The sequence below is a fragment of the Caenispirillum bisanense genome (genome assembly GCF_039523075.1).
Classification (GTDB): Bacteria; Pseudomonadota; Alphaproteobacteria; order Rhodospirillales; family Rhodospirillaceae; genus Caenispirillum; species Caenispirillum bisanense.
The window spans coordinates 1-23,828 of the sequence record NZ_BAAAEP010000023.1 but is presented as its reverse complement, the minus strand read 5'-3'; the positions used below and the strand labels follow the sequence as shown (position 1 = coordinate 23,828).

Annotated in this window: 21 protein-coding genes; 13 read left to right on the top strand and 8 right to left on the bottom strand. The window is 70.0% G+C overall.

The features are described 5' to 3' along the window. The first annotated feature begins 7 nt into the window (after window positions 1–7). From ABD056_RS11825 to ABD056_RS11795, 7 genes are all read left to right on the top strand, one after another. The gene (locus tag ABD056_RS11825) at window positions 8–1,216 is read left to right on the top strand and encodes a 3-oxoadipyl-CoA thiolase (RefSeq protein WP_343866873.1); all 1,209 of its coding nucleotides are present in this window, start codon (window positions 8–10) and stop codon (window positions 1,214–1,216) included. A gap of 142 nt (window positions 1,217–1,358) precedes the next feature. Further along, complete coding sequence (locus ABD056_RS11820; protein ID WP_343866872.1) at window positions 1,359–2,180, top strand: IclR family transcriptional regulator; 822 nt, start codon at window positions 1,359–1,361, stop codon at window positions 2,178–2,180. Window positions 2,181–2,257: 77 nt separating this feature from the next. After that, the gene (locus ABD056_RS11815; RefSeq protein ID WP_343866870.1) at window positions 2,258–3,436 is read left to right on the top strand and encodes an ABC transporter substrate-binding protein; all 1,179 of its coding nucleotides are present in this window, start codon (window positions 2,258–2,260) and stop codon (window positions 3,434–3,436) included. An 84-nt stretch (window positions 3,437–3,520) separates the two neighbouring features. After that, complete coding sequence (locus ABD056_RS11810) at window positions 3,521–4,396, top strand: branched-chain amino acid ABC transporter permease (RefSeq protein WP_343866868.1); 876 nt, start codon at window positions 3,521–3,523, stop codon at window positions 4,394–4,396. A 5-nt stretch (window positions 4,397–4,401) separates the two neighbouring features. After that, window positions 4,402–5,418 carry a branched-chain amino acid ABC transporter permease gene (locus ABD056_RS11805; RefSeq protein ID WP_343866866.1) on the top strand — a complete coding sequence of 339 codons (1,017 nt, stop codon included), beginning with the start codon at window positions 4,402–4,404 and terminating at the stop codon, window positions 5,416–5,418. Further along, window positions 5,405–6,118: an ABC transporter ATP-binding protein gene (locus ABD056_RS11800; protein ID WP_343866864.1), complete on the top strand. Its 714-nt coding sequence runs from the start codon at window positions 5,405–5,407 to the stop codon at window positions 6,116–6,118. The genes ABD056_RS11805 and ABD056_RS11800 overlap by 14 nt, the downstream gene beginning before the upstream one ends. Further along, a complete protein-coding gene (locus tag ABD056_RS11795) occupies window positions 6,102–6,821 on the top strand; it encodes an ABC transporter ATP-binding protein (RefSeq protein ID WP_343866862.1) in 720 nt (239 codons plus the stop codon). Before ABD056_RS11800 ends, ABD056_RS11795 begins: the two co-directional genes overlap by 17 nt. Here ABD056_RS11795 and ABD056_RS11790 read toward each other — a convergent pair. Continuing rightward, entirely contained in the window at window positions 6,797–7,429 is a 633-nt protein-coding gene (locus ABD056_RS11790) for a TetR/AcrR family transcriptional regulator (RefSeq protein WP_343866860.1), read from the bottom strand. The two genes, ABD056_RS11795 and ABD056_RS11790, sit on opposite strands and share 25 nt — an antisense overlap. 72 nt (window positions 7,430–7,501) lie before the next feature. Between ABD056_RS11790 and ABD056_RS11785 the strand changes: the two genes are divergently transcribed. After that, complete coding sequence (locus ABD056_RS11785; RefSeq protein WP_343866858.1) at window positions 7,502–8,719, top strand: serine hydrolase domain-containing protein; 1,218 nt, start codon at window positions 7,502–7,504, stop codon at window positions 8,717–8,719. Between the two features lie 19 nt (window positions 8,720–8,738). Here the strand turns inward: ABD056_RS11785 and ABD056_RS11780 are convergent, their stop codons facing one another. The 4 genes from ABD056_RS11780 to soxR all read right to left on the bottom strand — a co-directional run bounded on the left by ABD056_RS11780 (window position 8,739) and on the right by soxR (window position 12,985). After that, entirely contained in the window at window positions 8,739–10,943 is a 2,205-nt protein-coding gene (locus ABD056_RS11780) for a xanthine dehydrogenase family protein molybdopterin-binding subunit (protein WP_343866857.1), read from the bottom strand. Beyond that, the gene (locus ABD056_RS11775) at window positions 10,940–11,932 is read right to left on the bottom strand and encodes an FAD binding domain-containing protein (protein ID WP_343866856.1); all 993 of its coding nucleotides are present in this window, start codon (window positions 11,930–11,932) and stop codon (window positions 10,940–10,942) included. The genes ABD056_RS11780 and ABD056_RS11775 overlap by 4 nt, the downstream gene beginning before the upstream one ends. Continuing rightward, the gene (locus ABD056_RS11770; protein WP_343866854.1) at window positions 11,929–12,441 is read right to left on the bottom strand and encodes a 2Fe-2S iron-sulfur cluster-binding protein; all 513 of its coding nucleotides are present in this window, start codon (window positions 12,439–12,441) and stop codon (window positions 11,929–11,931) included. The genes ABD056_RS11775 and ABD056_RS11770 overlap by 4 nt, the downstream gene beginning before the upstream one ends. 82 nt (window positions 12,442–12,523) lie before the next feature. Next, complete coding sequence (gene soxR / locus ABD056_RS11765) at window positions 12,524–12,985, bottom strand: redox-sensitive transcriptional activator SoxR (protein ID WP_343866852.1); 462 nt, start codon at window positions 12,983–12,985, stop codon at window positions 12,524–12,526. Window positions 12,986–13,060: 75 nt separating this feature from the next. Here soxR and ABD056_RS11760 point away from each other — a divergent pair, with 75 nt between their 5' ends. After that, window positions 13,061–13,807: an SDR family NAD(P)-dependent oxidoreductase gene (locus ABD056_RS11760; RefSeq protein WP_343866851.1), complete on the top strand. Its 747-nt coding sequence runs from the start codon at window positions 13,061–13,063 to the stop codon at window positions 13,805–13,807. A 1,137-nt stretch (window positions 13,808–14,944) separates the two neighbouring features. Here ABD056_RS11760 and cas2 read toward each other — a convergent pair. Together cas2 and cas4g/cas1g are read right to left on the bottom strand one after the other, a co-directional pair. After that, complete coding sequence (gene cas2, locus ABD056_RS11755) at window positions 14,945–15,241, bottom strand: CRISPR-associated endonuclease Cas2 (RefSeq protein ID WP_343866849.1); 297 nt, start codon at window positions 15,239–15,241, stop codon at window positions 14,945–14,947. A 27-nt stretch (window positions 15,242–15,268) separates the two neighbouring features. Next, window positions 15,269–17,077: a CRISPR-associated endonuclease Cas4g/Cas1g gene (cas4g/cas1g, locus tag ABD056_RS11750; RefSeq protein WP_343866847.1), complete on the bottom strand. Its 1,809-nt coding sequence runs from the start codon at window positions 17,075–17,077 to the stop codon at window positions 15,269–15,271. A gap of 374 nt (window positions 17,078–17,451) precedes the next feature. Between cas4g/cas1g and ABD056_RS11745 the strand changes: the two genes are divergently transcribed. The 4 genes from ABD056_RS11745 (at window position 17,452) to ABD056_RS11730 (ending at window position 22,538) form a co-directional block, all read left to right on the top strand. Beyond that, window positions 17,452–18,399, top strand: coding sequence for a TAXI family TRAP transporter solute-binding subunit (locus ABD056_RS11745; protein ID WP_343866845.1), 948 nt, complete (start codon window positions 17,452–17,454; stop codon window positions 18,397–18,399). Window positions 18,400–18,544: 145 nt separating this feature from the next. After that, the gene (locus ABD056_RS11740; RefSeq protein WP_343866844.1) at window positions 18,545–20,671 is read left to right on the top strand and encodes a TRAP transporter permease; all 2,127 of its coding nucleotides are present in this window, start codon (window positions 18,545–18,547) and stop codon (window positions 20,669–20,671) included. Then, on the top strand, window positions 20,668–21,066 hold the full coding sequence (locus tag ABD056_RS11735) for a DUF1850 domain-containing protein (protein WP_343866842.1): 399 nt from the start codon (window positions 20,668–20,670) through the stop codon (window positions 21,064–21,066). Before ABD056_RS11740 ends, ABD056_RS11735 begins: the two co-directional genes overlap by 4 nt. A gap of 89 nt (window positions 21,067–21,155) precedes the next feature. After that, a complete protein-coding gene (locus tag ABD056_RS11730; protein ID WP_343866841.1) occupies window positions 21,156–22,538 on the top strand; it encodes a hypothetical protein in 1,383 nt (460 codons plus the stop codon). Between the two features lie 61 nt (window positions 22,539–22,599). Here ABD056_RS11730 and ABD056_RS11725 read toward each other — a convergent pair whose 3' ends face one another. Continuing rightward, entirely contained in the window at window positions 22,600–23,571 is a 972-nt protein-coding gene (locus tag ABD056_RS11725; protein WP_343866839.1) for a hypothetical protein, read from the bottom strand. Between the last annotated feature and the right edge of the window lie 257 nt (window positions 23,572–23,828).

The window sequence follows — 23,828 nt, the reverse complement described above, 5'->3', positions numbered from 1 at the left end:
CCGCCCCATGACCGACGCCTTCATCTACGACGGCCTGCGCACCCCCTTCGGCCGCCATGCCGGCGCCCTCGCGCCGCTGCGCACCGACGACATGCTGGCCCAGGTGCTGGCCGCCGTGGTCGCCCGCTCGCCCTTCGCCGCCGCCGCCATTGAGGATGTGGTGATCGGCTGCACCAACCAGGCCGGCGAGGACAGCCGCAACGTCGCCCGCAACGCCCTGCTGCGCGCCGACCTGCCCATTGAGGTTGCCGGCCAGACGGTCAACCGCCTGTGCGGGAGCGGCCTCGCCGCTCTCATCGACACCGCCCGCGCCATCCGCACCGGCGAAGGTGATCTTTATATCGCCGGCGGCGTCGAGGGCATGAGCCGGGCGCCCTTCGTCATGGGCAAGGCGGAAACGCCGTTCAGCCGTCAGGCGCACATCTACGACACCACCATGGGCGCCCGTTTCCCCAACCCGCTGGTGACCCGCCAGTACGGCGGCGACACCATGCCGGAAACCGCCGACAACGTGGCACGAGACCTCGGCATCTCGCGCGCCGAGGCCGACGCCTTCGCGCTCGCCAGCCAGACCAAGTTCGAGAGCGCCCGCGCCGCCGGTTTCTTCGATGCCGAAATCCTGGCCGCCGAGGTGCCGACCGGCCGCAAGTCGCCGCCCACCGTCGTCAGCGCCGACGAGCACCCGCGCCCCGAAACCACTCTGGAGGCCCTAGAGCGCCTGCGCCCGCTGTTCGACGGCGGCGTGGTCACCGCCGGCAATGCCTCCGGCATCAACGACGGCGCCGCCGCCCTCATCGTCGCCTCGCGGGCAGCCGGCGAGGCGGTCGGGGCCCGGCCGCGCGCCCGCGTCGTCTCCGGCGCCGTGGCCGGTGTGGAGCCGCGGGTCATGGGCCTCGGCCCGGTGCCGGCGGCGAAGAAGGCTCTCGCCCGCGCCGGCCTGACGCTCGCCGACATGGACGTCGTCGAGATCAACGAGGCCTTCGCGAGCCAGGTGCTCGGTTGTCTCAAGCTGCTCGACCTCGACGCCGCCGACAGCCGCGTCAATCCCAACGGCGGCGCTATCGCCGTCGGCCACCCGCTGGGGGCGTCGGGCGCCCGCCTCGCGCTCACCGCCACCCGGCAGCTGGAACGCACCGGCGGCCGCTATGCGCTGGTGTCCATGTGCATCGGCGTCGGCCAGGGGATCGCCGCCGTGCTGGAGCGCGTCGACGGCTAATTCCACTGTACGAAAATGAATTTCAAAAATAATTGACGGGGCCGCGATGAGCGTGACAAGGTCGCAGAAGGACGGAACAGCCTGGAGCCCTCCATCGGGGCCGGACGGCGACCGTCGGGCTCATCCGGCAAGGAGCGGCGGCGTGAGGAAGCGGCACCAGGTCCCGGACCTGACGCGGGAGATCGACCCGACCGAACGCGACCCCCAATTCGTCACCGCCCTGTCGCGCGGGCTGGAGGTGCTGCGCGCCTTCCGCCAGGGCGACACGGCGCTGGGCAACCAGGACATCGCCGCCCGCACCGGCCTGCCGAAGCCGACGGTCTCGCGCCTGACCTACACGCTCAGCCGCCTCGGCTACCTCACCTATCTGCCGGACGTCGGCAAGTACCGGCTGGGTATCGGCGTGCTGTCGCTGGGCTTCACCTGCCTCGGCAGCATCGGCGTGCGCGATGTCGCCCGGCCGCTCATGCAGGAGATGGCGGATTACTCCGGTGTCTCCGTCGCCCTCGGCACCCGCGACCGCATGAGCATGGTTTATGTGGAATGCTGCCGCGGCGACAGCGCCATCACCCTGGCGCTCGACGTCGGCTCGCACATCAAGCTCGGCACCTCGGGCATGGGCCGCGCTTACCTGGCCGGGCTGCCCGACGACGAGCGCAGCCACCTCATGGACCTGCTGGCCGAACACGAAGGCGACCGCTGGCCGCGCGTGCGCGACGGCATCGAGCAGGCGAGGGAGGATCTGCGCAGCCGCGGCTTCTGCCTGTCGGCCGGCGAGTGGAAGTCGGAAGTCAACGCGGTCGGCGTGCCGCTGCAGGTGGGGGAGGGGGCGCTCGCCTTTGCCCTCAACTGCGGCGGCCCGGCTTACATGCTGCCGCGCGAGCGGCTGATTGACGATATCGGACCGCGCCTTGCCGCGCTGGCGGATCGCATCCGCCAGACCATGGGCGTGGTCCGGCCGTGAGAGTCCGCCGCCTGTGCTGCAGGCGGCCCAGCAACGCCGGCGAAGACCGGCAGATGACGAAGAACCGGAGGAAGCGCATGACACTCGATACCATTCTGGGCCGGGTCGCCGCCGGCATCATCCTGTCTTCCGTCGCCCTCGGCACCGGGGCGCAGGCGGACACCTTTACTCTGGGCGCTCAGGTGCCGCTGACCGGCAACCTGGCCCGGGTCGGCACCGGCATGCACGAGGGCATCACCGTCGCTATCGACATGGCCAACCGGGAACTGGCGGGCCGGCACGAGTTCAAGCTCGCCACCATCGACGACGAGAGCAACCCGGCCAAGGCGGTGGCGGCGGTCGAGAAGCTGGCCTCCCAGGGGGTGGTGGCACTGACCGGCGGCTACGGCTCCAACATCATCGGCCCGGCCTCGGAAGCGGCGGCGAAAAGCAACCTTGTCTACATCACCTCGGGCGGCGTGGCGCCGGAACTGACCGAACGCGGCCTCGACACCTTCTTCCGCATCAACAACAGCGATGGATACGGCAAGGCCATGCTGGGCCTGCTGAAGGAGATGGGCGTCGCGAAGGTGTCCATCATCTACTCCAACAAGGAAGCCACCGACGAGATGGCCCACTTCGTCCAGAAGGGCCTGATCGACGCCGGCGTGGAGGTGGCGACGCACGAGTTCGATGCCTCCACCACCGACTTCAAGTCGATCGTGAACAAGGTGAAGCTGCGCGACCGGTCGGAAGCCATCGCCATGATCGGGTACGAGAACGACTATGTCGGCATTCTCCGCGCCGCCAGCGTGCTGAAGCCGGAGGCCAAGGCCGTCGTCGGGGTGTGGTCGCTCGCCACCAGCCAGATGAACCAGGAATTTCACGACCTCATGCAGAACGTCTACGGCACCTCGCTGCTGCCCTATCCGGTCAGCTTCTCGGGTGACGAGGCGGTGGCCTTCTCGGAAACCTACAAGACGCTGCACGGCAAGGAGCCCGATTACCTGGGCCAGTTTGGCTATGTGCAGACGCGCCTGCTCATTGACGCCGTGGTGGCGGCGGCAGAGAAGGGGGAAACCAACGGCAAGGCGGTGGCCCAGGCGCTCCGGGCCATCCAGGCCGATACCCTGATCGGCGAGGTAACCTTCAACGAGAAGGGCGACAACCCCAACTTCGCCCACCGCATGGGCCAGCACCAGGGCGACCGGGTGGAGATCGTCTGGCCGGCCGAGGCGGCCACCGCCGACAAGAGGTTCCCCGCCGTGCCCTGGTAAGGGAGCCGGGCCGGCGCCCCGCCGGCCCCGGACCTTCCCTGCCTCTCGCCCTTCCGTCCAACCCCTGGCTGCTGGGAACGGGACATGTTGGAACTGACGCTGCAGGCCGTGTATTCGGGCCTGCTGGCCGGCGGCTGGTATGCCATGGTCGCGCTTGGCCTCGCGCTGGTGTTCGGCACCATGCGCATCATCAATCTGGCCCACGGCGAACTGGTGCTGCTGGCCGCCTATGTCGCCTTCGAGATGGAACGCAGCTTCGGCCTCAACCCCATTGCCGCCATCCCGGTGGCGCTGGCGGTGGTGGGGCTCACGGCTCTGCTGGTCTATTTCCTGATCGGACGCATCCGCCACGACCGCGAGCTGAATTCGCTCATCCTCACCTTCGGCATCGCCATCGTGCTGACCAACGTGATCCTGATGGCATGGTCGGCCGACATCCGCTCCACCTCCGTAAGCTGGTTCATGGATGGCGCGGTGATCGCCGGCACCCTGTTCAGTATGAACAGCGAAATCCTGTTCTTCGGTACCGGCGTGGCCCTGGTGGGGGCGACCTACTGGTGGCTGAACCATACCTGGCACGGACGGGCGCTGCGGGCGGTGTCGTCCAACCGCAATGCCGCCATGCTGATGGGGGTGAACCCGGCGCGGGTGGAGGCAATGTCCTTCGCCGTTTCGGCGGTGCTCGCCACTGTGTCGGGGATCGCGCTCTACACGGCGTCCGTCGTCTTCCCCGCCCTTGGCCACGGGCTGACCATCAAGGCCTTCGTCATCACCGTGCTGGCCGGGCTCGGATCGGTTCCCGGCGTGCTTCTGGGGGCGGTGATCCTGGGTGTCGGCGAGACCATGACGGCCACCTTCGCCAAGCCGTCGCTGCAGGAACTGACCGGCATGGTCATCTTCCTGCTGATTCTGTTCCTGCGGCCGTCGGGCCTGTTCGGGCGCAAGGGGGTGGGCAAATGATGGTGATGCGCTCCGGCCTCCTGCTCGCCTTCCTGGCCGTCGCCTATGTCGGCGTGCCGCTGCTGTTCGGCGGCATGGACTATGTGATGAGCCTGGTGATCGCCGCCCTGACCATCGCCGGCATCGCCGTTGCCTGGGCGCTGCTCGGCAACCTCGGGGGTCTCGTCAGCTTCGGCCATGCGGCCTTCTTCGGCGTCGGTGCCTATGTCTCGGCGCTGCTGGTGATGGATCACGGCTGGCCGGTGCTGACGGCGATGGTCGCCGGCGGGATCGGCGCCGCCGTGGCCTCCCTCGCCACCATGCCGGCGCTGCGCCTGCGCGGACCCTACTTTGCTCTGGCGATCCTGGCCTATGCCCACATCTTCAAGATCCTGGCGGTGGAGTTCTCCTCCATCACCGGCGGCGCCCGCGGGCTGTTGAGCATTCCCGGCTTCCCGACCATCCTCGGCCTCGACCTCGCCAGCAAGACCGGCGCCTACCTTCTGATCCTGAGCATCGTGCTGGCCTGGATGGCGGTCTACCACGCCATCCGCCGCAGCACCTGGGGCCTCGCGCTCCGGGCCATGCACGACAGCGAGCTGGCGACGCGGGTGGTCGGCGTGCCGTCGACGCACCTGAAGGCGGTGATGCTGGTAGTGTCGGCCTTCATGACCGGCGTTGTCGGCGCCTTCAACGCCCACCAGATCAGCTTCCTCGACCCGGAATACGCTTTCTCAGGCACCTGGACCGTGCTGCCCATCGCCGCGGCCATCTTCGGCGGCTACCGCACCGTGTGGGGGCCGCTCATGGGGGCGCTGGTGGTCTATCTGCTCGATCAGCTGGTGTTCAAGGAGATTATGCCGAGCGGCCACCAGCTGGTGTTCGGCGTGCTGCTGGGCGCCATGATCCTGCTCAGCCCGCAGGGCCTGATGCCGCTGCTCGCCCGCCTCGGGGTCGCGCGCCCACACCGTGCGACGGCCGGCGTGGCCGCATCCCAAGCCACGCCACCCCAAGCGACGGAGGACAGCAATGCTCGTGCTTGACGATGTCTCGATGAACTTCGGTGGCGTGGCGGCGCTGCGCAACGTCACCTTCTCCATGGGCGAGGGCGAGACGCTCGGCCTCATCGGCCCCAACGGCGCCGGCAAGACGACGCTGTTCAACGTCATCTCCGGCGTGCTGACGCCCAGCGCCGGGCGACTGGAGTTCGCCGGCAAGCCGCTGCTGAAGGCGCCCAACTGGCGGCGGGCGCGCCAGGGAATCGGCCGAACCTTCCAGATCCCGCAGCCCATGCACGAGCTGACGGTGCGCGAGAACCTGATGGTCGCCCAGCGCTTCGGCGCCGGACGAGCGGATGAGCGCCGCATCGACGAGATCCTCGACCTCCTCGACCTGACCGCCAAGCAGGACGTGGACGCCGCCCACGGCCTCGCGCTGACCGAGCAGAAGGCGCTGGAGGTCGGCAAGGCGCTGGCGGTGGAGCCGCGCCTGCTCATGCTCGACGAAGTGCTGGGCGGCCTCGAAACCGCCACCAAGCGCGCCTTCGGCCGGACCCTGCAGCGGGTGCGGGAACGCTACGGCCTGACCATGATTGTCATCGAACACGACATCGAGACCATCAAGACCCTGTGCCCGCGCGTCGTGGTGCTGAACTTCGGCGAACTTATCGCCGACGGCACCCCCGACGAGGTCTTTAACGACGCCCGCGTCATAAGGAGCTACACCGGTGACAGCGCTGCTTGACGTCCGATCCCTGCGCGCCGGCTACGGCAGCATCAACGTCCTGTGGGACGTCGACCTGACCGTGCAGGAAGGCCGCACCACCGTCATCGTCGGCCCCAACGGCGCCGGCAAGACCACCCTGCTGCGCGCCATGATGGGCCTGGTAAAGACGTCCTCCGGCGCCATCTCCCTGCACGGCGAGAGCCTGGCGCGCACCCGCACCTGGGACATCGTCGACCGTGGCGTGGTGATGATACCGGAAGGCCGCATGGTATTTCCCGACATGAGCGTGCTCGACAACCTGCTGATGGGCGCCTACCCCCGCAGCGGCCGGCCGCGCTGGAAGCAGAATCTGGAGCGCGTGTTCGACCTGTTCCCCCGCCTGCGCGAACGCCGCAGCCAGATGGCCGGCTCGTTGTCGGGCGGGGAGGCGCAGATGGTCGCCATGGGCCGCGGGCTGATGGAGGAACCGAAGGTGCTGCTCATAGACGAGCCCTCCCTCGGCCTTGCGCCCGTCATCGTCGACGAGATCTTCAAGATCCTCGCCGACTTGAAGGCGCAGGGGCTGACGGTGGTGCTGGTGGAGCAGAACACCAACCGCGCCCTCGCCCTGGCCGATGACGTCAACCTGATGCGGTCGGGCAAGGTGCTGCTGTCGTGCCCGGCACCGCAGGTGAACCTGGATCGCCTGCACGACCTCTACTTCGCGCGGGAGGCCGTGTAGCGGCCTATGGCGGCGGCGGCGTGGTCCACCATCGCTGACAATTCTGCCTCCGACGCGCCGTCGCGCGCCTGCACCGACATCCCCTGGATCATGGCGCCGACAAACCGCGCCAGGGAGCCGGGGTCCGTCTCCGGCTTCAACTGCCCGTCGGCAATGCCCCGTCGGATGCGGTCGGCGATGGCCGCCAGGGTGGCCGTGCGCAAGGCGGTGACGTGGTGCGCGAGGGGATCGTTCTCGACCGCGCAGGTCAGGACGGCGGTGGAGATCATGCAGCCCGGCGGCCGGTCGGGGGCCGCAAAGTCCCGTGCCGCCTCCCGCAGCACCCGCACCAGGGCCGTGACCACGTCCTCTTCCGCCAGCGCCTGCCGCGTCGAGGCGCCCATGGTCTCCTGGTACCACGTCAGCGCCTCCCGATAGAGGTCGGCCTTGGACGAGAAGGCGGCATAGAGGCTTTGCGGCGTTATGCCCATCGCGGCGGTCAGGTCGGCGATGGACGCCCCCTCATACCCCAGGCGCCAGAACGTCATGGCGGCGCGGGCCAGGGCTTCGGAGCGGTCGAAGGCGCGGGGGCGTCCCCTTGGGCGGGCGGGCCGTTCGGTATTTTTCACAATGATCCCTCTGGAATTTGCCGGCCGGATGCGATATCAGGAGTGATCGTTCCTTATATAGGTGATGCTGCCATGCGCACCAGCCTCTTTGCCCTTGCCCTTGCCCTCGCTGCAGCCACCGTCGCCACGGCGGAGGCCGCCGTTGACGACGCACTGGCCACGAAACTGGACCAGGTCATTGATACCGCCCTGGCGGAACAGCGCATTGTCGGCGCCGTCGTCCTGGTCGCCAGGGACGGCGAGGTGGTCTATCGCCGCGCCGCCGGCCTTGCCGATCGCGAGGCGGGGGTGCCCATGCGGGACGACGCGATCTTCCGTCTCGCCTCGATCACCAAGCCGATCGTCAGCGTGGCGGCCATGCGCCTTGTGGAGGAGGGGCGCCTGGACCTCGACGCCCCGGTGACGCGGTGGCTGCCCGACTTCCGCCCCGCGCTGCCCGACGGGTCGGAGCCGGTCATCACCGTGCGCCATCTGCTTCTTCATACCTCCGGCCTGTCCTATGGCTTTCTCGAACCGCCGGATGGGCCGTACCACAGGCTGAACGTCTCCGACGGCCTTGATCAGCCGGGCCTATCGCTCGCGGAGAACCTGCGCCGGCTGGCGGCCGCACCGCTTGCCTTTGCGCCGGGGACGCAGTGGCGCTACTCCCTGGGGACGGATGTGCTGGGGGCGGTTCTGGAGAAGGCCGAAGGAAAGCGCCTGCCCGACATCGTCAGGGAGAGGGTGACTGCCCCCCTGGGAATGGACAGCACCGACTTCGCGGTCGTCGATGGTGACCGGCTGACCCAGGCCTACGCCGATGGCGACCCGGCGCCGGTGCTGATGACCGATGGCATCGTCGTCTCGGCCAACGGCTTCGCTGTGACCTTCGCGCCGTCGCGGATCCTGGACCCAGGCTCCTACCCCTCGGGCGGCGCCGGCATGGCTGGCACGGCCGAGGATGTCCTTCGCGTTCTGGAGATGATCCGGCGCCAGGGCGAGCCGCTTCTGCGGCCGGCAACAGTGGCGGAGATGGCGGCGGACCACGTCGGGCCGCAGGCGGAAACGCAGGGGCCGGGGTGGGGCTTCGGCTATGGCTGGGCGGTGCTGGTCGATCCCGCCGCCGCCAACACTCCCCAGGCGGCCGGCACCCTGCAGTGGGGCGGCGCCTACGGCCATTCCTGGTTCGTCGACAGGACGAACGGGATTTCCCTGGTGGCACTGACCAACACGGCGTTCGAGGGCATGGCGGGGGCCTTCCCGACCGCCCTCCGCGATGCCCTCTACCAGCACGCCCCCATGATCGACTGACCGGGAGGGCCTCCCGCCGTCACGGCAGGCCGGCGAGGATCTTGTCCGGGGTGGCGGGCAGGTGGCGGATGCGGACGCCGCAGGCGTTGTAGATCGCATTGGTCACCGCCGCCGCCGCGCCGCAGATGGCCAGCTCGCCGATACCCTTGGCCTGCATGGGATTGACCCAGGGGTCGCGTTCCTCCAGCAGGTCGACGGCGATGGCCGGCACGTCGGCGTTCACCGGCAGGTGGTATTCGGCGAAGTCGTGGTTGACCATGTGGCCGTGGCGGGGATCGAACAGCAGTTCCTCGGTCAGGGCCATGCCGATGCCGAACACCATCGCCCCCAGGCACTGCGATCGCGCCGTCTTGGCGTTGAGGATGCGGCCGGCGGCGAAGGTGCCGTGCATGCGGCGCACCCGCGCCTCGCCGGTTACCGCGTTCACCGCCACCTCGGCGAAATAGGCGCCGTAGGTGGCCTGGCGGACCTTCTTCGCCACCGCGCCGGGGGTGACGTGGCCGATTTCGGCGAGCGTCTGCCCGGCCAGCAGTTCGGTCAGCGCCACCCGGCGGTTGCCGGCCACCGCCATGCCGTCCTTCAGGGTCAGGTCTTCCTCCTCGCACTCCAGCCGGTGGCAGAGGTCGCGGCGCAGCGCCTCGCACGCCAGGAAGACGGCGGTGCCGGTGGAGGCAGCACCGAACGACCCGCCGGAACCGGAGCCCGGCGGCAGGTCGGTATCGCCGAGGCGGGTGGTCACCCGGTCCATGGGCAGCCCGAGCATTTCCGAGGCGATCTGCGTCAGCACCGCATAGGTGCCGGTGCCGATGTCGGTCATGTCGCTTTCCACCTCGGCGCGGCCATCGGGCGTCAGGCGGACGCGGGCGCGCGCCTCCACCACCATGTTGACCCGCACCGCCGAGGCCATGCCGAGCCCGATCAGCCATTCGCCGTCGCGCACCTGTCCCGGCTGCGGCTGCCGGCGGTGCCAGCCGAAGGCCTCCGCCCCGTGGTCCAGGCAGCGCGCCATGGTGTGGGAGGAAAACGGCACCCCGCGCACCGGGTCTTGCGGCGGGATGTTGCGGCGGCGCAGCTCCACCGGGTCGATGCCGGCCGCTTCCGCCAGCTCGTCCATGGCGCCTTCCAGGGCGGTGTGGCCGACCGCTTCCCCCGGCGCCCGCACCGATCCGGCGCAGGTGCGGTTGAGGCGGGCCACCCGCAGGCCGGTGACGCGATGCTCGCCGCCATAGACGAAGGGCGTCGCCTGGGTGACCGGCTCGGCGAAGGCCTCGCCCGGCAGGTTGCCCACCAGAGCCTCGTGCCCGATGCCGATCAGGCGGCCGTCGGCATCGGCGGCGAGGCGGATGCGCTGGCGCGTCTCGCTTCTATGCATCGTGCATCCGAACACCTGCTGGCGGCTCAGCACCACCGAAACCGGGCGCTTCAGCTGCTGTGCGGCGATGGCCGCCGCCACTGCCTCGTGCGAGATGCCAAGCTTGGAGCCGAAGCCGCCGCCCACATAGGGCGCCAGGATGCGCACCGCATCGGGCTCCACCCCAAGGGCATCGGCCAGTTCCAGCCGGTTGAAGCGCAACATCTGATAGCTGCCGCGTAGGGTGAGAAGGCCGCCGTCCCACGCGGCGATGGCGGCGTGCGGCTCCATGGCGGCGCTGACGTGGCCCGGCGTGCGATAGACCACATCCAGGGCATGGGCCGCCTCCGCCATGGCGCGGTCGAGGTCGCCCCGGGCGGTCTGCTTGGCGTCGGGCGCATCGACCGGGGCGTCCGGGCTTTCCAGGTCGAGCACGGCGTCGTCGTCGCGGGCGTAGGAGACCTGCAGCGCCTCCGCCCCGTGGCGGGCCTGCTCGAAGCTTTCCGCCACCACCAGCGCCACCACCGGCTGGCCGAAGTAGGTGATCTGGTCCGGCCCCTGGGCCGGTGCCTTGGCGGCCATGCCCTGGGCTGGGTGGCGCAGCAGGCGGTCGTCGGTGATGACCGCCAGCACCCCCGGCAGCGCCGCCACCGCCTCCGCCCCGACGGCGGTGACGCGGCCCTTGGCGATGGCGGCCCGCACCAGCACGCCGTGGCAGAGGCCCTCGGGCTGCCATTCGTCGGCATAGGCGGCGGTGCCGGTGACCTTCAGCGGCCCCTCCGGGCGGTCCAGCGGCTCCCCCAGGGTGCCCTGGGCCATGTGGTCGAGGCGGTTGCGGTGGTCGGGCTCGTCGATGCGCAGAGAGGTGGTCATGCGGCAGTCTCCCGGGTCGCCTCGGCCAGCACGGCCTTGAGGGTGCGGCGGGTGAGGGGGATCTTGAAGTCGTTGCCGCCCTGGCCGCGGGCGTCGGCCAGCAGGCGGTCGGCGGCACGGTCGAACAGGGCGTCGGAGGGCGCCTCGCCGCGCAGCAGGTCTTCCACCGCCGGGTCGCGCCAGGGCTTGTGGGCGAGGCCGCCGAAGGCCAGCGCCGCGCGGTCGATGCGGCCGGCGTCGTCGAGCGTCACCACGGCGGCGACGGAGACCAGGGCGAAGGCGAAGGAGGCGCGGTCGCGCACCTTGCGGTACAGCTGCCGCCCGCCGGCCGGCGGCGGCAGGGTGACGGCGGTGATCAGCTCCCCCGGTTGCAGCACGGTTTCCACGTGCGGGGTGTCGCCCGGCAGGCGGTGGAACCCGGATAGCGGCACGCGGCGGCGGGTGCCCTCCGTCCCTTCCACCTCCACCACCGCATCAAGGGCGAGCAGGGCGACGGCCATGTCGCTCGGGTGGGTGGCGATGCAGTGGGGGCTGGCGCCCAGGATGGCGTGCAGGCGCGTCACCCCGCCGATGGCGCCGCAGCCGGAGCCCGGCTGCCGTTTGTTGCAGGGCATGGCGGTGTTGTAGAAGTAGTAGCAGCGCGTCCGCTGCAGCAGGTTGCCGCCGGTGGTGGCCTTGTTGCGCAACTGGGCACTGGCCCCGGCCAGCAGGGCCCGCGACAGCACCGGATAATCCCGCCGCACCCGCGGATCGGCCGCCAGGTCGGCGTTGCGCACCAGGGCGCCGATGCGCAGGCCGCCGTCGTCGGCGGCGGTGATCTCCCCCAGGTCCAGGCGGTTGATGTCCACCAGCCGCTCCGGCGTCATCACCTCCAGCTTCATGAGGTCGAGCAGGTTGGTGCCGCCGGCGATGATGGTGGTGCCGGCGGTACCGGCGGCCGCGGCGGCGTCGGCGGGGGAGGTGGCCCGGTGGTAGTCGAACGGCCTCATGCCCCGGTCCTCCCCGCCGCCGCATCGCGGATGGCGGCGACGATGTTGGGGTAGGCGGAACAGCGGCACAGGTTGCCGCTCATGCGCTCGGCGATCTCGGCGTCGGAGAACGGCGGCGGCGCCTCCAGGTCGTCGGTGACATGGCTCGGCCAGCCGGCGGCGATTTCCTCCAGCATGGCGGCGGCGGAACAGATCTGCCCCGGCGTGCAGTAGCCGCACTGGAAGGCATCGTGATGCAGGAAGGCCGCCTGCAGCGGCGACAGCGCCTGCGGCGTGCCCAGCCCTTCGATGGTGGTGATGCTGTCGCCGTCGTGCATGCAGGCGAGCGTCAGGCAGGCATTGATGCGGCGGCCGTTGACGATCACCGTGCAGGCGCCGCATTGGCCGTGGTCGCAGCCCTTCTTGCTGCCGGTGAGCCCCAGGTGATGGCGCAGGGCATCGAGCAGGGTGGTCCGCGGGTCCGCCTCCACCACGGTGGAGCGCCCGTTGACGGACAGTTCTGTGCGCATTGGCCGGTCCTCGCCTTGCGGTCGCGGTGCAGGAGTGCGAGAGGCCAACGCGCACCGCCCCGCCGGTGTTCGGCGGCGGGGTTCAGGGCTCCTCGATGAAGCGGGGGCCGGGGCCGCGGTCGCCGGCGCGGTCGTCGGGGTTGTGCAGCGGGCAGGCGGCCACCGACAGGCAGCCGCAGCCGAGGCAGGCCCCCATCAGGTCGCGCAGGCGGGTGAGGCGGCGGATGCGCTCCTCCAGCCGCTCGTGCCAGGCGGCGGCGAGCACCGCCCAGTCCTCCGCCGTCGGCGTGCGGCCGTCGGGCAGGGTGGCGAGGGCCTCGCGGACCTCCGCCAGCGGCACGCCGGCCCGCTGGGCGACGCGGATGACGGCAATGCGCCGCAGCACCTCGCGCGGGTAGCGGCGCTGGTTGCCGCCGGTGCGGGCGCTGCGGATCAGGCCGCGCGCCTCGTAGAAGTGCAGGGTGGAGACCGGCACGCCGGCCCGGCGCGAGACCTCCCCCACCGTCAGTTCGCGGACCGTGGCGGCGGGGGTGCGGCGGTTCATCGGTTGCTCCTTGACCTCAACCATGGTTGAGGATCTATCTCGGGTGCTCCTCGTCCATCCTCAAGGAGACCTGCGATGGAGCCCTTTGCCGGAAAGCGCGTGGTGGTGACCGGCGCCGGCCGTGATTTCGGCCGCGCGGTGGCGGTATGGCTGGCGCGGGAGGGGGCGCAGGTGGACCTGTGCGCCCGCGGCGAGGCCGCCGCCCGCCGCACCGGCGCCGACATCGCCCGCTACGGCGGCTCGGCCCGCGCCTACGGGTGCGACCTGGGCGACGCTGCGGCCATCCGCGCCTTCGCGGCGGCGCTGACGGCCGACCCGGCGCCGCTCGACATCCTGGTGCTGAGCGCGGCGCCGTGGCTGGAAGGGGGGCTGGACGACGGCGCCGACGATGCCGCCATCGCCGCCGCCCTGGCCGCCGGCCTGACCGGGCAGATCCTGCTGACGCGCGCCCTGCTGCCGGCCTTGCGACGGTCGGCGGCGCCGGACATCGTGGCCATGGTGTCGGTGTGCGGCCGCCCGGGCTTCACCGCCTCCGCCGCCCATCCGGCCTTCTATGCCGCCAAGCACGGCCTGTCGGGCTTCTGCGAGATCCTGGGCGCCCGCCTGCGGCCGGAGGGCTTCCGCATCATCGCCGCCTATCCCCCCGACTTCACCACCCCCGACCCCCCTGGCCCCCCACCGGGACGAGACCGCCGGCGAGCCGGGCCTGACCGGCGCGGCCGTGTGGGCGAGCCTCCGCCACGCCCTGCTGCAACCCCGCCCCTGCACCCTCTCCGCCCTCCACTTCGCCGGCCCGACGCGGGGGGTGTGAGGCGCGGTTGATGAGGGCCTGGCAGTGAGGGTGGGGGGAAGTACCCTCAACGGTCTGCGATGGGATGCCGTCTGCGCGCTTCAATGAGGCCCCCGCTCTGAGGGCGGGGGAAGCATTCTGCTTTACGGCCGCCAGGCACAGGGCCTCCGTCCGGCTTCAATGAGGCCCCGCTCTGATGTCGGGGGAAGGAACTCGGCGCCCTCGTCGCTCAATTCCAGGAACAGCGGGCTTCAATGGGGCCCCGCTCTGATGTCGGGGGAAGGTGTCGAGGCGGCCACGCCGGCGCAGCGCGTCTACGCTCTGCTTCAATGAGGCCCCCGCTCTGATGTCGGGGGAAGTCTCCCGGTTTCGACCCGCCTCCCGGAAGGCAAGGGGCTTCAATGAGGCCCCGCTCTGATGTCGGGGGAAGCCAATACATCGGTTAGTGACCAGCGACCGCAGACAGGCTTCAATGAGGCCCCCGCTCTGATGTCGGGGGAAGATCATGCGGGGCCTCCCGCGGTTGCGGCGGCCAGTCGGCTTCAATGAGGCCCCCGCTCTGATGTCGGGGGAAGGGTCCGGTCCGGCTGGTGCTGTGGTCGGCGCGACAAGCTTCAATGAGGCCCCCGCTCTGATGTCGGGGGAAGGACGGCAAGGACGAGCGGACCTTCCTGGTGGGCGTCGCGCTTCAATGAGGCCCCCGCTCTGATGTCGGGGGAAGCGCAATCTGGTGCTGGCTGAGCGGCGCGAGCACTCGCGGCTTCAATGAGGCCCCCGCTCTGATGGCGGGGGAAGAGGCCCGCGCCGGCGTTCCCGCCGACATCCTGGCCCGCCGGCTTCAATGAGGCCCCCGCTCTGATGGCGGGGGAAGCCTCGTGCGCCTCGTGCCCGGGGTGGCCGCAGCCCGCCGCGCTTCAATGAGGCCCCCGCTCTGATGGCGGGGGAAGGGCGGTTGGATTTTCCTCCCGGTCTTCACCCCTCTTCCCGCAGAATCGCGAGCGGGGGTGGTGAGAGGTGAGCGCCGACGCCGGAGATCCTCGCCGGCAACCGGTCGCACCCGGGTATTCTCACGCCTTCACAATGTTCTAGAGCCACGCGAGCGAGTCCCGTCTCGGCGGTGCCGGGGGGCCGTTCGCGTTTGCGGGGCGGGTACCGCCGCGTGTGGCAGTCTACACGATGATCGGCTCGCGCGGTACTGGGTCGAACGTGCGCCCCAGGCTTTCCACCCGCGGCTTGACCCGGTCGGCGGGACCGAGGTCGAGGATCAGGACGTGGTCGGCGTTGTGGTTGATGATCTCGTCGCAGGCCGCCTTCAGCTCCGCCAGCCGGCGGCGGCTCATGCGGCACTGGAAGACCGAGAACTGAAGCCACGCGCCGTAGCCGTGCATCAGCTTGAACAGCCGGCGCCAGCGCTTGCGGTCGGAGATGTCGTAGCTCACCACGAACAGGTGCTCGTCGTCGGCCATGGCGGCGGTCTCCTCTGGCGCTGGGCTTCAGCGGGGGATGATGTGCGGGTACTCGGCGATCTCCCCGGCCAGGTGGCGGCCGAGCAGGCGGGCCTGAACCTCCAGCAGGCGGCGGTAGGAGACGCGGTAGCCGAACACCGGATGGGTGATCTCTTGCGACAGCCGCCGCTCGAACGCCGCGATGACGGTGCGGCGGCCGCCCGGCGTCAGGGTGGCGGAGCCGCCGCCGGTGATGAAGTCGCGGGCCTTGATCTCGCCGGTGTTGATCAGCTGCAGCGCCACGCTGTCGGCGATCAGCGGCCGGAACGGCTCCATCATGTCCAGCGCCAGCGCCGGGCGGCCGTAGCGCGGCTGGTGGTAGAAGCCGCGGAAGGGGTCGAAGCCCACCGCCGAAAGCCGGATCGTCCACGCCCGCGCCAGCATGGAATAGAGGAACGACAGCAGCGCATTGACCGGATCGGCCGGCGGCCGGCGGCTGCGGCGGGCGGGGTCGAAGGCGGGCACCGGCCCTTCTGGCGGGCGCAGCAGCGTGCCCCAGCACCCGAAGGCCCGCGCCGCCGCCGAGCCCTCCACCCCCAGCAGCGTCTCCAGCGACGGCGCCGCCAGGGCCGCCTTGCGGTCGCGGCTGAGCTTGTCCAGCACCTCCGCCGGGGCCGCCCCGTCGGCGCCGCGGGCATTGCGGCGGATGAGCGTGCGGGCGTTGGCGATCTTGGCATCCACCAGCCCGCGGGCGAAGCGCAGGCAGAAGGCGGGGTCGAAGCTGGCGCGGTACTGGTGGGTGCGCAGCTCCACGTTCTTGTGGCCCGACGACACGCTGTGGCCGAGGAACCAGCCGCCATAGCTGTGCCAGCTGACGGGAATTTCCCGCCGCAGCAACTCGTGCAGGGCGGGGGCGGTGAGCGACACGTTGCCCATCAGCACCACCTCCGACACATCCACCAGCCGCGCCTCGGTGCGGCTTTCGGTGCCGGTGTCGTCGTCGCGCAGGGTGACGACCAGGGTGTGTTCGGACTTGCCGATGCGGGCGCCGTTGGCCTGCACCACCAGCGGCAGCGCCTCGTCGCGGCCGGCGGCGAGCGGGCGCGGCTCCGACTGGCGGCCGCGCAGCCAGCCCACTTCGTCCGGCAGGCAGATGGCGTTGAGCGAGCAGCGGATGCACTTCGGGCTGTCGGACAGCGGCGGCGGAATGTGGCCGCTAGCCGCCATCAGCCGCAGGCCGGAGACGGCGGCATGGGCCTCCGCCTCCAGGTCGGCGTCGAGCGGCACCCGCACCCGCTCGCGGCTGGCGGCGAAATAGAGGATGCCCTCGTCGCACTGGAAGCCGGCCTCGCGCAGCAGCAGGCATTGCAGGGCGACCTGGACGCGCTCCGGTGCATGGGCGCGCTTCTCCACATGCGGGCGCTTGCCGCGCTTGTAGTCGACCGGCGCGACGCGGGCCCCGTCGCCCTCCACCAGATCCAGCTTGGCGGTGATGCCGAGGGTGTCCGAGGTCAGCCAGACGGAGCGGGCATGGATGCGCTCCGGCGGTTCGTCCTCGGCCGGCGGTTCGGGGGTGGGGTCGGCCTTGCCGTCGGTGCGGCGGTGGACGGTGCGGCCTTCCACCGTGTCGGCGCTGTCGGACCATTCCCCCTGCACCCACTCCAGATAGGCGAGGCGCGGGCAGTAGACGAATTCGTTGACCATGCGTACCGGCAGCGGCGGCACGTCCACAGTCTTGCCGCCGGGGAAGGCGAGGGGGAGTTCCGGCTGCCAGGGGCCGGAGCGGGAGCCGGCGGCGGTGCCGCTACCGGGGCCGCTGCCGCTGTCGGGACCGTCGCTGCCGTCGTCGTCGACCATGGCGGCGCCCTCCCTAGGCCGGCGCGTCGCCGCCGGGTGCGGCCATGGCGCTAGGGAAAGCAACGGCAGAGCGGGCGGGCGGCAGCGGCGGCATGGGCGACTCGGGCCTGATCTGTGGGATGCTCATGATTGCCGCACGACGCAAACGGCGCCATATGCCCTGCGGCATACGAGCTTTTCCCAGATTTACTACCTAAGAAGGTGATACCCGGCCTGTGGCCGATCAGCTGCCTCTGCCATCGGGCGGTGGAACCCGCGGCCGGCTCGGCAGTTGGCGTAGATGCTTCAAGGCTATATAGTCAACCGCAGGGCTCTGGTATGTGGCCGTGGGAAGCCGCACAACCGTATCGTTATCCTATGGGAGGGATAGTTACATGAAGAAGACCCTGATGGCGGCGGCCGTCGCCGTTGCGAGCATGGTGGCCGCGCCGATGGCGCATGCCGAGCAGTTCATCACCGTGCTCACCGGCGGCACCTCCGGCGTCTACTACCCGCTGGGTGTGGCGCTGTCGAAGGTCTATGCCGATGCCATTCCGGACGTCCGCACCAGCGTGCAGGCGACCAAGGCGTCCGTCGAGAACCTGAACCTGCTGCAGCAGGGCCGCGGTGAAGTCGGCTTCTCGCTGGGCGATTCGGTGGCCGATGCCTGGGCCGGCAACGAGGAAGCGGGCTTCCGCAACAAGCTGGACAAGCTGCGCGGCCTGGCGGCCGTGTACCCCAACTTCATCCAGATCGTCGCCCGCAAGGACAGCGGCATCACCACCCTGGAAGACCTGAAGGGCAAGCGCATCTCCGTCGGCGCGCCCAAGTCGGGCACCGAACTGAACGCCCGCAAGGTGTTCGGCGCCGCCGGCATGACCTACAAGGACTTCGGCAAGGTGGAATACCTGCCGTTCGCCGAAAGCGTCGAGCTGATGAAGAACCGTCAGATCGATGCCACCCTGCTGTCCGCCGGCCTTGGCGTTTCCGCCATCCGCGACCTCGCCTCGGTCACCGACATCACCATCGTCGCCGTTCCGGCCGATGTGGTGGAGAAGATCGGCGAGCCGGTGTTCATCGCCGAGAACGTGCCGGCCGGCACCTACAACGGCGTCGACCAGGACGTCCCGACCGTCGCCATCATCAACTTCCTCATCACCCACTCCGACGTGCCGGAAGAGGTGGTGTACGAGATGACCAAGCAGATGTTCGAGAAGAAGGCCGAGCTGGTCTCCGCCCACTCCGCCGCCAATGGCATCGACATCGGCACCGCCGCCAAGGGCATGCCGCTGCCGCTGCACCCGGGCGCGGAGCGCTTCTACAAGGAACAGGGCGCCCTGTAAGCGGCGCACCTGATCCGCATGGGATGGCGGCGGCCTGGAAACGGGCCGCCGCCTCCTGCTTTCCGACCGCGGCCGGTTGCCCGTGGTCAGCGTCTTCCCGCCGATCCCGCTGCCCGCAGCCCTAAGAGCACGGAACCGACAGTCCATGTCCACCGGGACCCCTTCCGAGCCCGTCACTCCCGCCGAGCGGGAAGCCGACGCCGGCGTCATGCACATCAGCCTGGGCGAGCGCACGACGCTGCTCGGCAAGCTGATCTTCTTCATCGCCATCGCCTTTTCTACGTGGCAGATCCTCACCGCCGCCGGCATCATCGCCCAGAGCACGCTGGTGGTCCGTTCGGTCCATGTCGGCTTCGTGCTGCTGCTGACCTTCATCCTGACGGCGCGCATGCGCACCAGCAAGGGCGTGCAGTTCTGGTTCGATGCCCTGCTGGGCGTCACCGGCTTCGTGCTCGCCTTCTATCACTGGGTGTTTGAAGGCGACATCATCTGGCGGTCCGGCGACCCCAACCTGACCGACATCGTCATCGGCTGCATCACCGTGGTGCTGGTGTTCGAGGCGGCCCGCCGGGTCATGGGCATCGCCCTGCCGATCATCTGCGCCCTGTTCCTGGCCTATGCGCTGCTGGGCGAATACCTGCCGAGCCCGCTCAATCACCGCGGCTATTCCTTCGCCCAGGTGGTGGACCAGATGTACCTGGGGCACGAGGGCATCTTCGGCATCCCGACCTATGTGTCGGCGACCTACATCTTCCTGTTCATCGTCTTCGGCTCGTTCCTGGAACGCGCCGGCATCATCAAGCTGTTCACCGACATCTCCATCGGATCGGTCGGCCACACCCAGGGCGGCCCGGCCAAGGTGGCGGTGGTCAGCTCGGCGCTGATGGGCACGGTGAACGGGTCGGGCGTCGCCAACGTGGTCACCACCGGCCAGTTCACCATCCCGATGATGAAGCGGTCGGGCTTCCGCCCCGCCTTCGCCGGCGCCGTCGAGGCCACCGCCAGCATGGGCGGCCAGATCATGCCGCCAGTGATGGGCGCCGTCGCCTTCATCATGGCGGAGACGCTGAACGTCGCCTATGTCGACGTCATCAAGGCGGCCATCATCCCGGCCATCCTCTACTTCGGCACCGCCTTCTGGATGGTGCACCTGGAGGCGGCGCGCCTCGGCCTGCGCGGCATGTCCAAGGACCAGCTGCCGAGCGTCAGCAAGGCCATCACCGGCAGCTGGTACCTGCTGCTGCCGCTGGCGGTGCTGGTGTTCCTGCTGTTCGCCGGCTTCACGCCGCTGTTTGCCGGCACCGTCGGCCTCGGCTTCACTGCCATCATCATCATGGGCTCGGCGCTGTCGGCGCGGTTCCGGGTGATGGCGCTGCGCTATGTGTTCTGGGTGGTGATCGGCGTCGTCGGCTGGCTCGCCTACGACAACAACATGCTGCCCTACATGCTGCTCGGCACCGTCGCGGTGCTGGTGGGCGGCCTGTTTCTGGTCAAGGGCGGCCGCCAGACCCTGCGCATCTGCCTGGAAGCCCTGGGCGAGGGCGCCCGCAACGCCCTGCCGGTGGCGGTCGCCTGCGCCCTGGTGGGTGTGATCATCGGCACCATGACGCTCACCGGCGCCGCCACCAACTTCACCCGCGTCATCGTGGCGGTCGGCGAGAACAACCTGTTCCTGTCGCTGGTGCTGACCATGCTGGCGTGCCTGATCCTCGGCATGGGCATCCCGACCATCCCCAACTACATCATCACCAGCTCGCTGGTCGGGCCGGCGCTGGAGAACCTGGGCGTGCCGCTGATCGTCAGCCACATGTTCGTGTTCTACTTCGGCATCCTGGCCGACCTGACGCCGCCGGTGGCGCTGGCCGCCTTCGCCGCCGCGCCCATAGCCAAGGCCCCAGGGTTGAAGATCGGGTTGCAATGCCTGCGCATCGCCATCGCCGGCTTCGTGGTGCCCTACATGGCGGTCTACACCCCGGCCCTGATGCTGCAGGACGGCGGCCCCATGGCGGAGGCCATCGGCTACTGGCCGGCGGTCGCCTACGTGGTGCTGAAGGCGGCCATATCGGTCGGCCTGTGGGGCGCGGCCTCCATCGGCTTCCTGTTCGTCCGCATGCCGTGGTGGGAACGGCTGTGGGCGGCGGTGGCGGCCTTCACGCTGGTGGTGGCCATGCCCATCACCGACGAGATCGGCTTCGCCCTGGCGCTGTCCTTCATCGCCTTCCAGGTGTTCGTCCGCCGCCGCCAGCAGCAGAGCCCCGGCGCGGTGGCATGAGCGCGGCCGCAGCCGCCCTCTGCATCGGCCTGCTCGGCACCGCCGCCCCCGTGGCGGCGGTGCCGGCGCCGGCCTTCACCCTCAGCTGGACCCATTCGGTGGAAAAGGTGGTCTGGCGCGAGTCCTACCGTGTCCGCCCCGACGGGCTGCACCTGACGGAAGCCGCCGTGCAGGGCTCCGGCGCCGGCATGGAGCCGCCGCCGGAGGCCAGGCGGGTGGATGGCTGGTACGTCTATGCTCCCGACCGCACGGTGGCGGAGATCGTCATTCCCGACAGCGACTTCACCGCCGCCATGACGCTGTGTGCCGATGGCCGCTGCGCCCCGGTGGCGGCCTGGGCCGAACGCCCGGCCGGCGATGCCCGGCCGGTGCGGCTGTGGCCGTGCGGCGACTGATTCTCCCCTGACCCTGCCGGCTGGCAGGGGCGGCCCGCGGAGGCGGCGGGCAAGGTGGCGAGGTTCTTCCGTTGCGTGGAGTCCTCGTCGTGACCAATCCCTCTGACTTCCCCTTCATGCCGTCGCCCTACCCGCTGGTGGACGGCCTCGGCCCCCGGTTCCTGACCGGCACCGCGGCGAAGCGGCGCTTGCCGTCGCCAGCGCCCGGCGCCCGGGTGGAGGCGGGAGTGGCGGCGCTGCCGCCCGATCCGCCGACCCCGGCACCGTCGTCGTCCGTGAACGGGCAGATCCAGCGCATGCTGCTCGCCATCTCCGACGAGATCGCCATGAGCGCGCCGTTGTGGCCCGTCTTCCAGGCCATCATCATCCAGATGCCCAACACCGCGTTCGTGGTGCTGGTGGAGGAGGAGGCGCGCCAGATCGTCTCCCAGTGGCTGACGCTGCAGGGGCCGGTGGTCAACGGTCGGGTGACGTTGGTCGACTGGCAGCAGAACGAGGACGGCGATCCGCCGCTCACCGGCTGGGTGCAGGACCCTTTCATCCCCGCCGTTTACGGCGGACAGCGCCCGCCGACGCAGCTGCTGGTGCCGCAGGGCAGCGACGACCCCATTCCCATCCAGCTGGCCGCCGATCAGGCGCTGGAGCTGGAACGGGCCGTGACGCCGGTGGCCTTCGAAGGCGGCAACCTGCTGTTCGACGCCGGCCGCTATTGCATCGGCCTCGACACCATCGACCAGACGCAGGCGCTGATCACCAACGGCACCATCCCGCCGGCCCCGCATGGAGTGGGGGCCGACGGCTACATCACCAATCTCTACCACCGTTATGTGGACGGCACCCGCGATCCCTGCCGCATCGGCCTGCCCGATGTGACCTATCCGGCCCAGCAGACGCGGGAGATCATGGTCAACGGCCATCCCTATGACGAAACCGTCTACTTCGGCAATCTGGAGGGCACCCACCAGCCGATCTTCCACATCGACATGTTCATCACCCTGCTCGGAAGGGATGAGGCCACCGACAGCCCGCTGGTGCTGCTCGGCAGTCCGATCCAGGCGCAGGACCTGATGTATGACGAGGTGGAGACGCCGCCGGAGGCCCTGGCGGACGGCTTCGATGCCATCCAGACCCAGCTGCAATCCTATGGCTACGTGGTCCGTCGCAACCCGCTGCCGCTCATGTACCTGGACTTCCCGCCCGACGAGGGGAACGAGCGGGGCGAACGCCGCTGGTTCTTCGCCTCCTACAACAACTGCATCGTGGAGGTGACGGAGACGTCGAAGACGGTGTGGATGCCGACCTATGGCCAGGGCTACGGTGAATGGGAACCGCGGCTTGCCCGGGTCAACGACGCCAACGAGGCGCTGTTTCAGGAACTGGGCTTCACCGTCATCCGCATGCCGGACTGCACCATGCTGGCCTGTGACGCCGGCTCCATCCACTGCGTCGTCAACTACCTGCAGCGGGGCTGAAACGTCACCGCCGGCGCCCGCGGGAAGCGGTGCGCCGGCGGCGGTGCGGTCGCGGCGGTGGTCAGCGGACGACCGTGCCGGCGTCTTCGTCCCACCGCCACGGCGGCGGGTCGTTGGCGAGGTCGACGGCGCCGACCCAGTGTTCGGGCGTCGTCGACTCCAGCCAGTCGGCAAAGCCGGCCAGCAGCGCCTCGCCGTGGCGGGTGGGGGCGAGGCGGCCGTCGGGGTCGCGCTGCAGGGCCGGGCGCGGCGCCTGTTCCAGCCGGCGCAGCACCGCCTCGAACATCAGTCCGCCGAGGAAGGGCTGCGGGTCGATGTCCTGCACGGCGCGGAACAGGTCCGACGGCGGTGCCGCCTGATAGGCGGCGGCGCGCAGGGCCAGGCGCTCGGTCAGCGACAGGCCGTCGCGGGTCCACGGCAGTTCCTGCAGGTGCCGGCGCAGGGCCGGGGCGAGGAACGGCAGCTCCGCCACGCCGTCGGCCGCCAGCGCCGCCACTTCCGCCGGATCGGGGGAGCGGAAGGCGTTCCAGGCGGTGGCGGCGGCGGCCAGCATCGCGTCCGTCACCGGTCGGGCGGTCGGCACCAGCGCCGCCAGATGCTCAGGCTCCAGCTGGCCGAGGCCGATGAAGCGATCCACCGCGGGATGCCGGTCGAGCGTCACCAGCGCCATGGTGCCGCCCGCCTTCTGCGGGTTGCGGCGGAACCACGCCAGCAGGCGGATCAGGCAGGCCTGGTCGTAGAGGTCATGCTCGAACCACAGCAGCAGGTGGTCGCGGTCGCGGGCCTGCTTCAGCCCGTCCCACTCCGCCAGCAGCTTGCGGCGCGCTTCGCCGAATGGCATGCCGTATTCGCGGGTGATGAAGTGGGCGCGGCGTTCGATGAGCGCATCGCCCGAGTCCACCATGCCCGGCGGCAGCGGGCCCTGGCAGACGGGATCGGAAAACTCCAGGTAGTCGCCGACGATGCCGCCGGCGACCAGCTTGTCACGGATGTCCGACCCACAGCGGATATGCAGGGTAGCGGGCGTGATCATCCACGCCTCCGGTTCTGTTGAACGGAAACTGGGTCCGACAAACGGACCCGGATGGCCACACCCTACCGGATAATCCCCCACGCTGAAAAGGCTCTAAATTTACCGGGGATTATTGCGCCGCATTATCTACATCTTTCGAATGGACGAAGGTTTCCGCCCCTCGACTTACTTCTTCCGGTTCGCCGCCTTGGCAAAGGCTTCCGCCAGGGCGCCGCCGAAGGCCCCCTGCGAGGCCGCATCCGGCTTGCCGCCGCCAC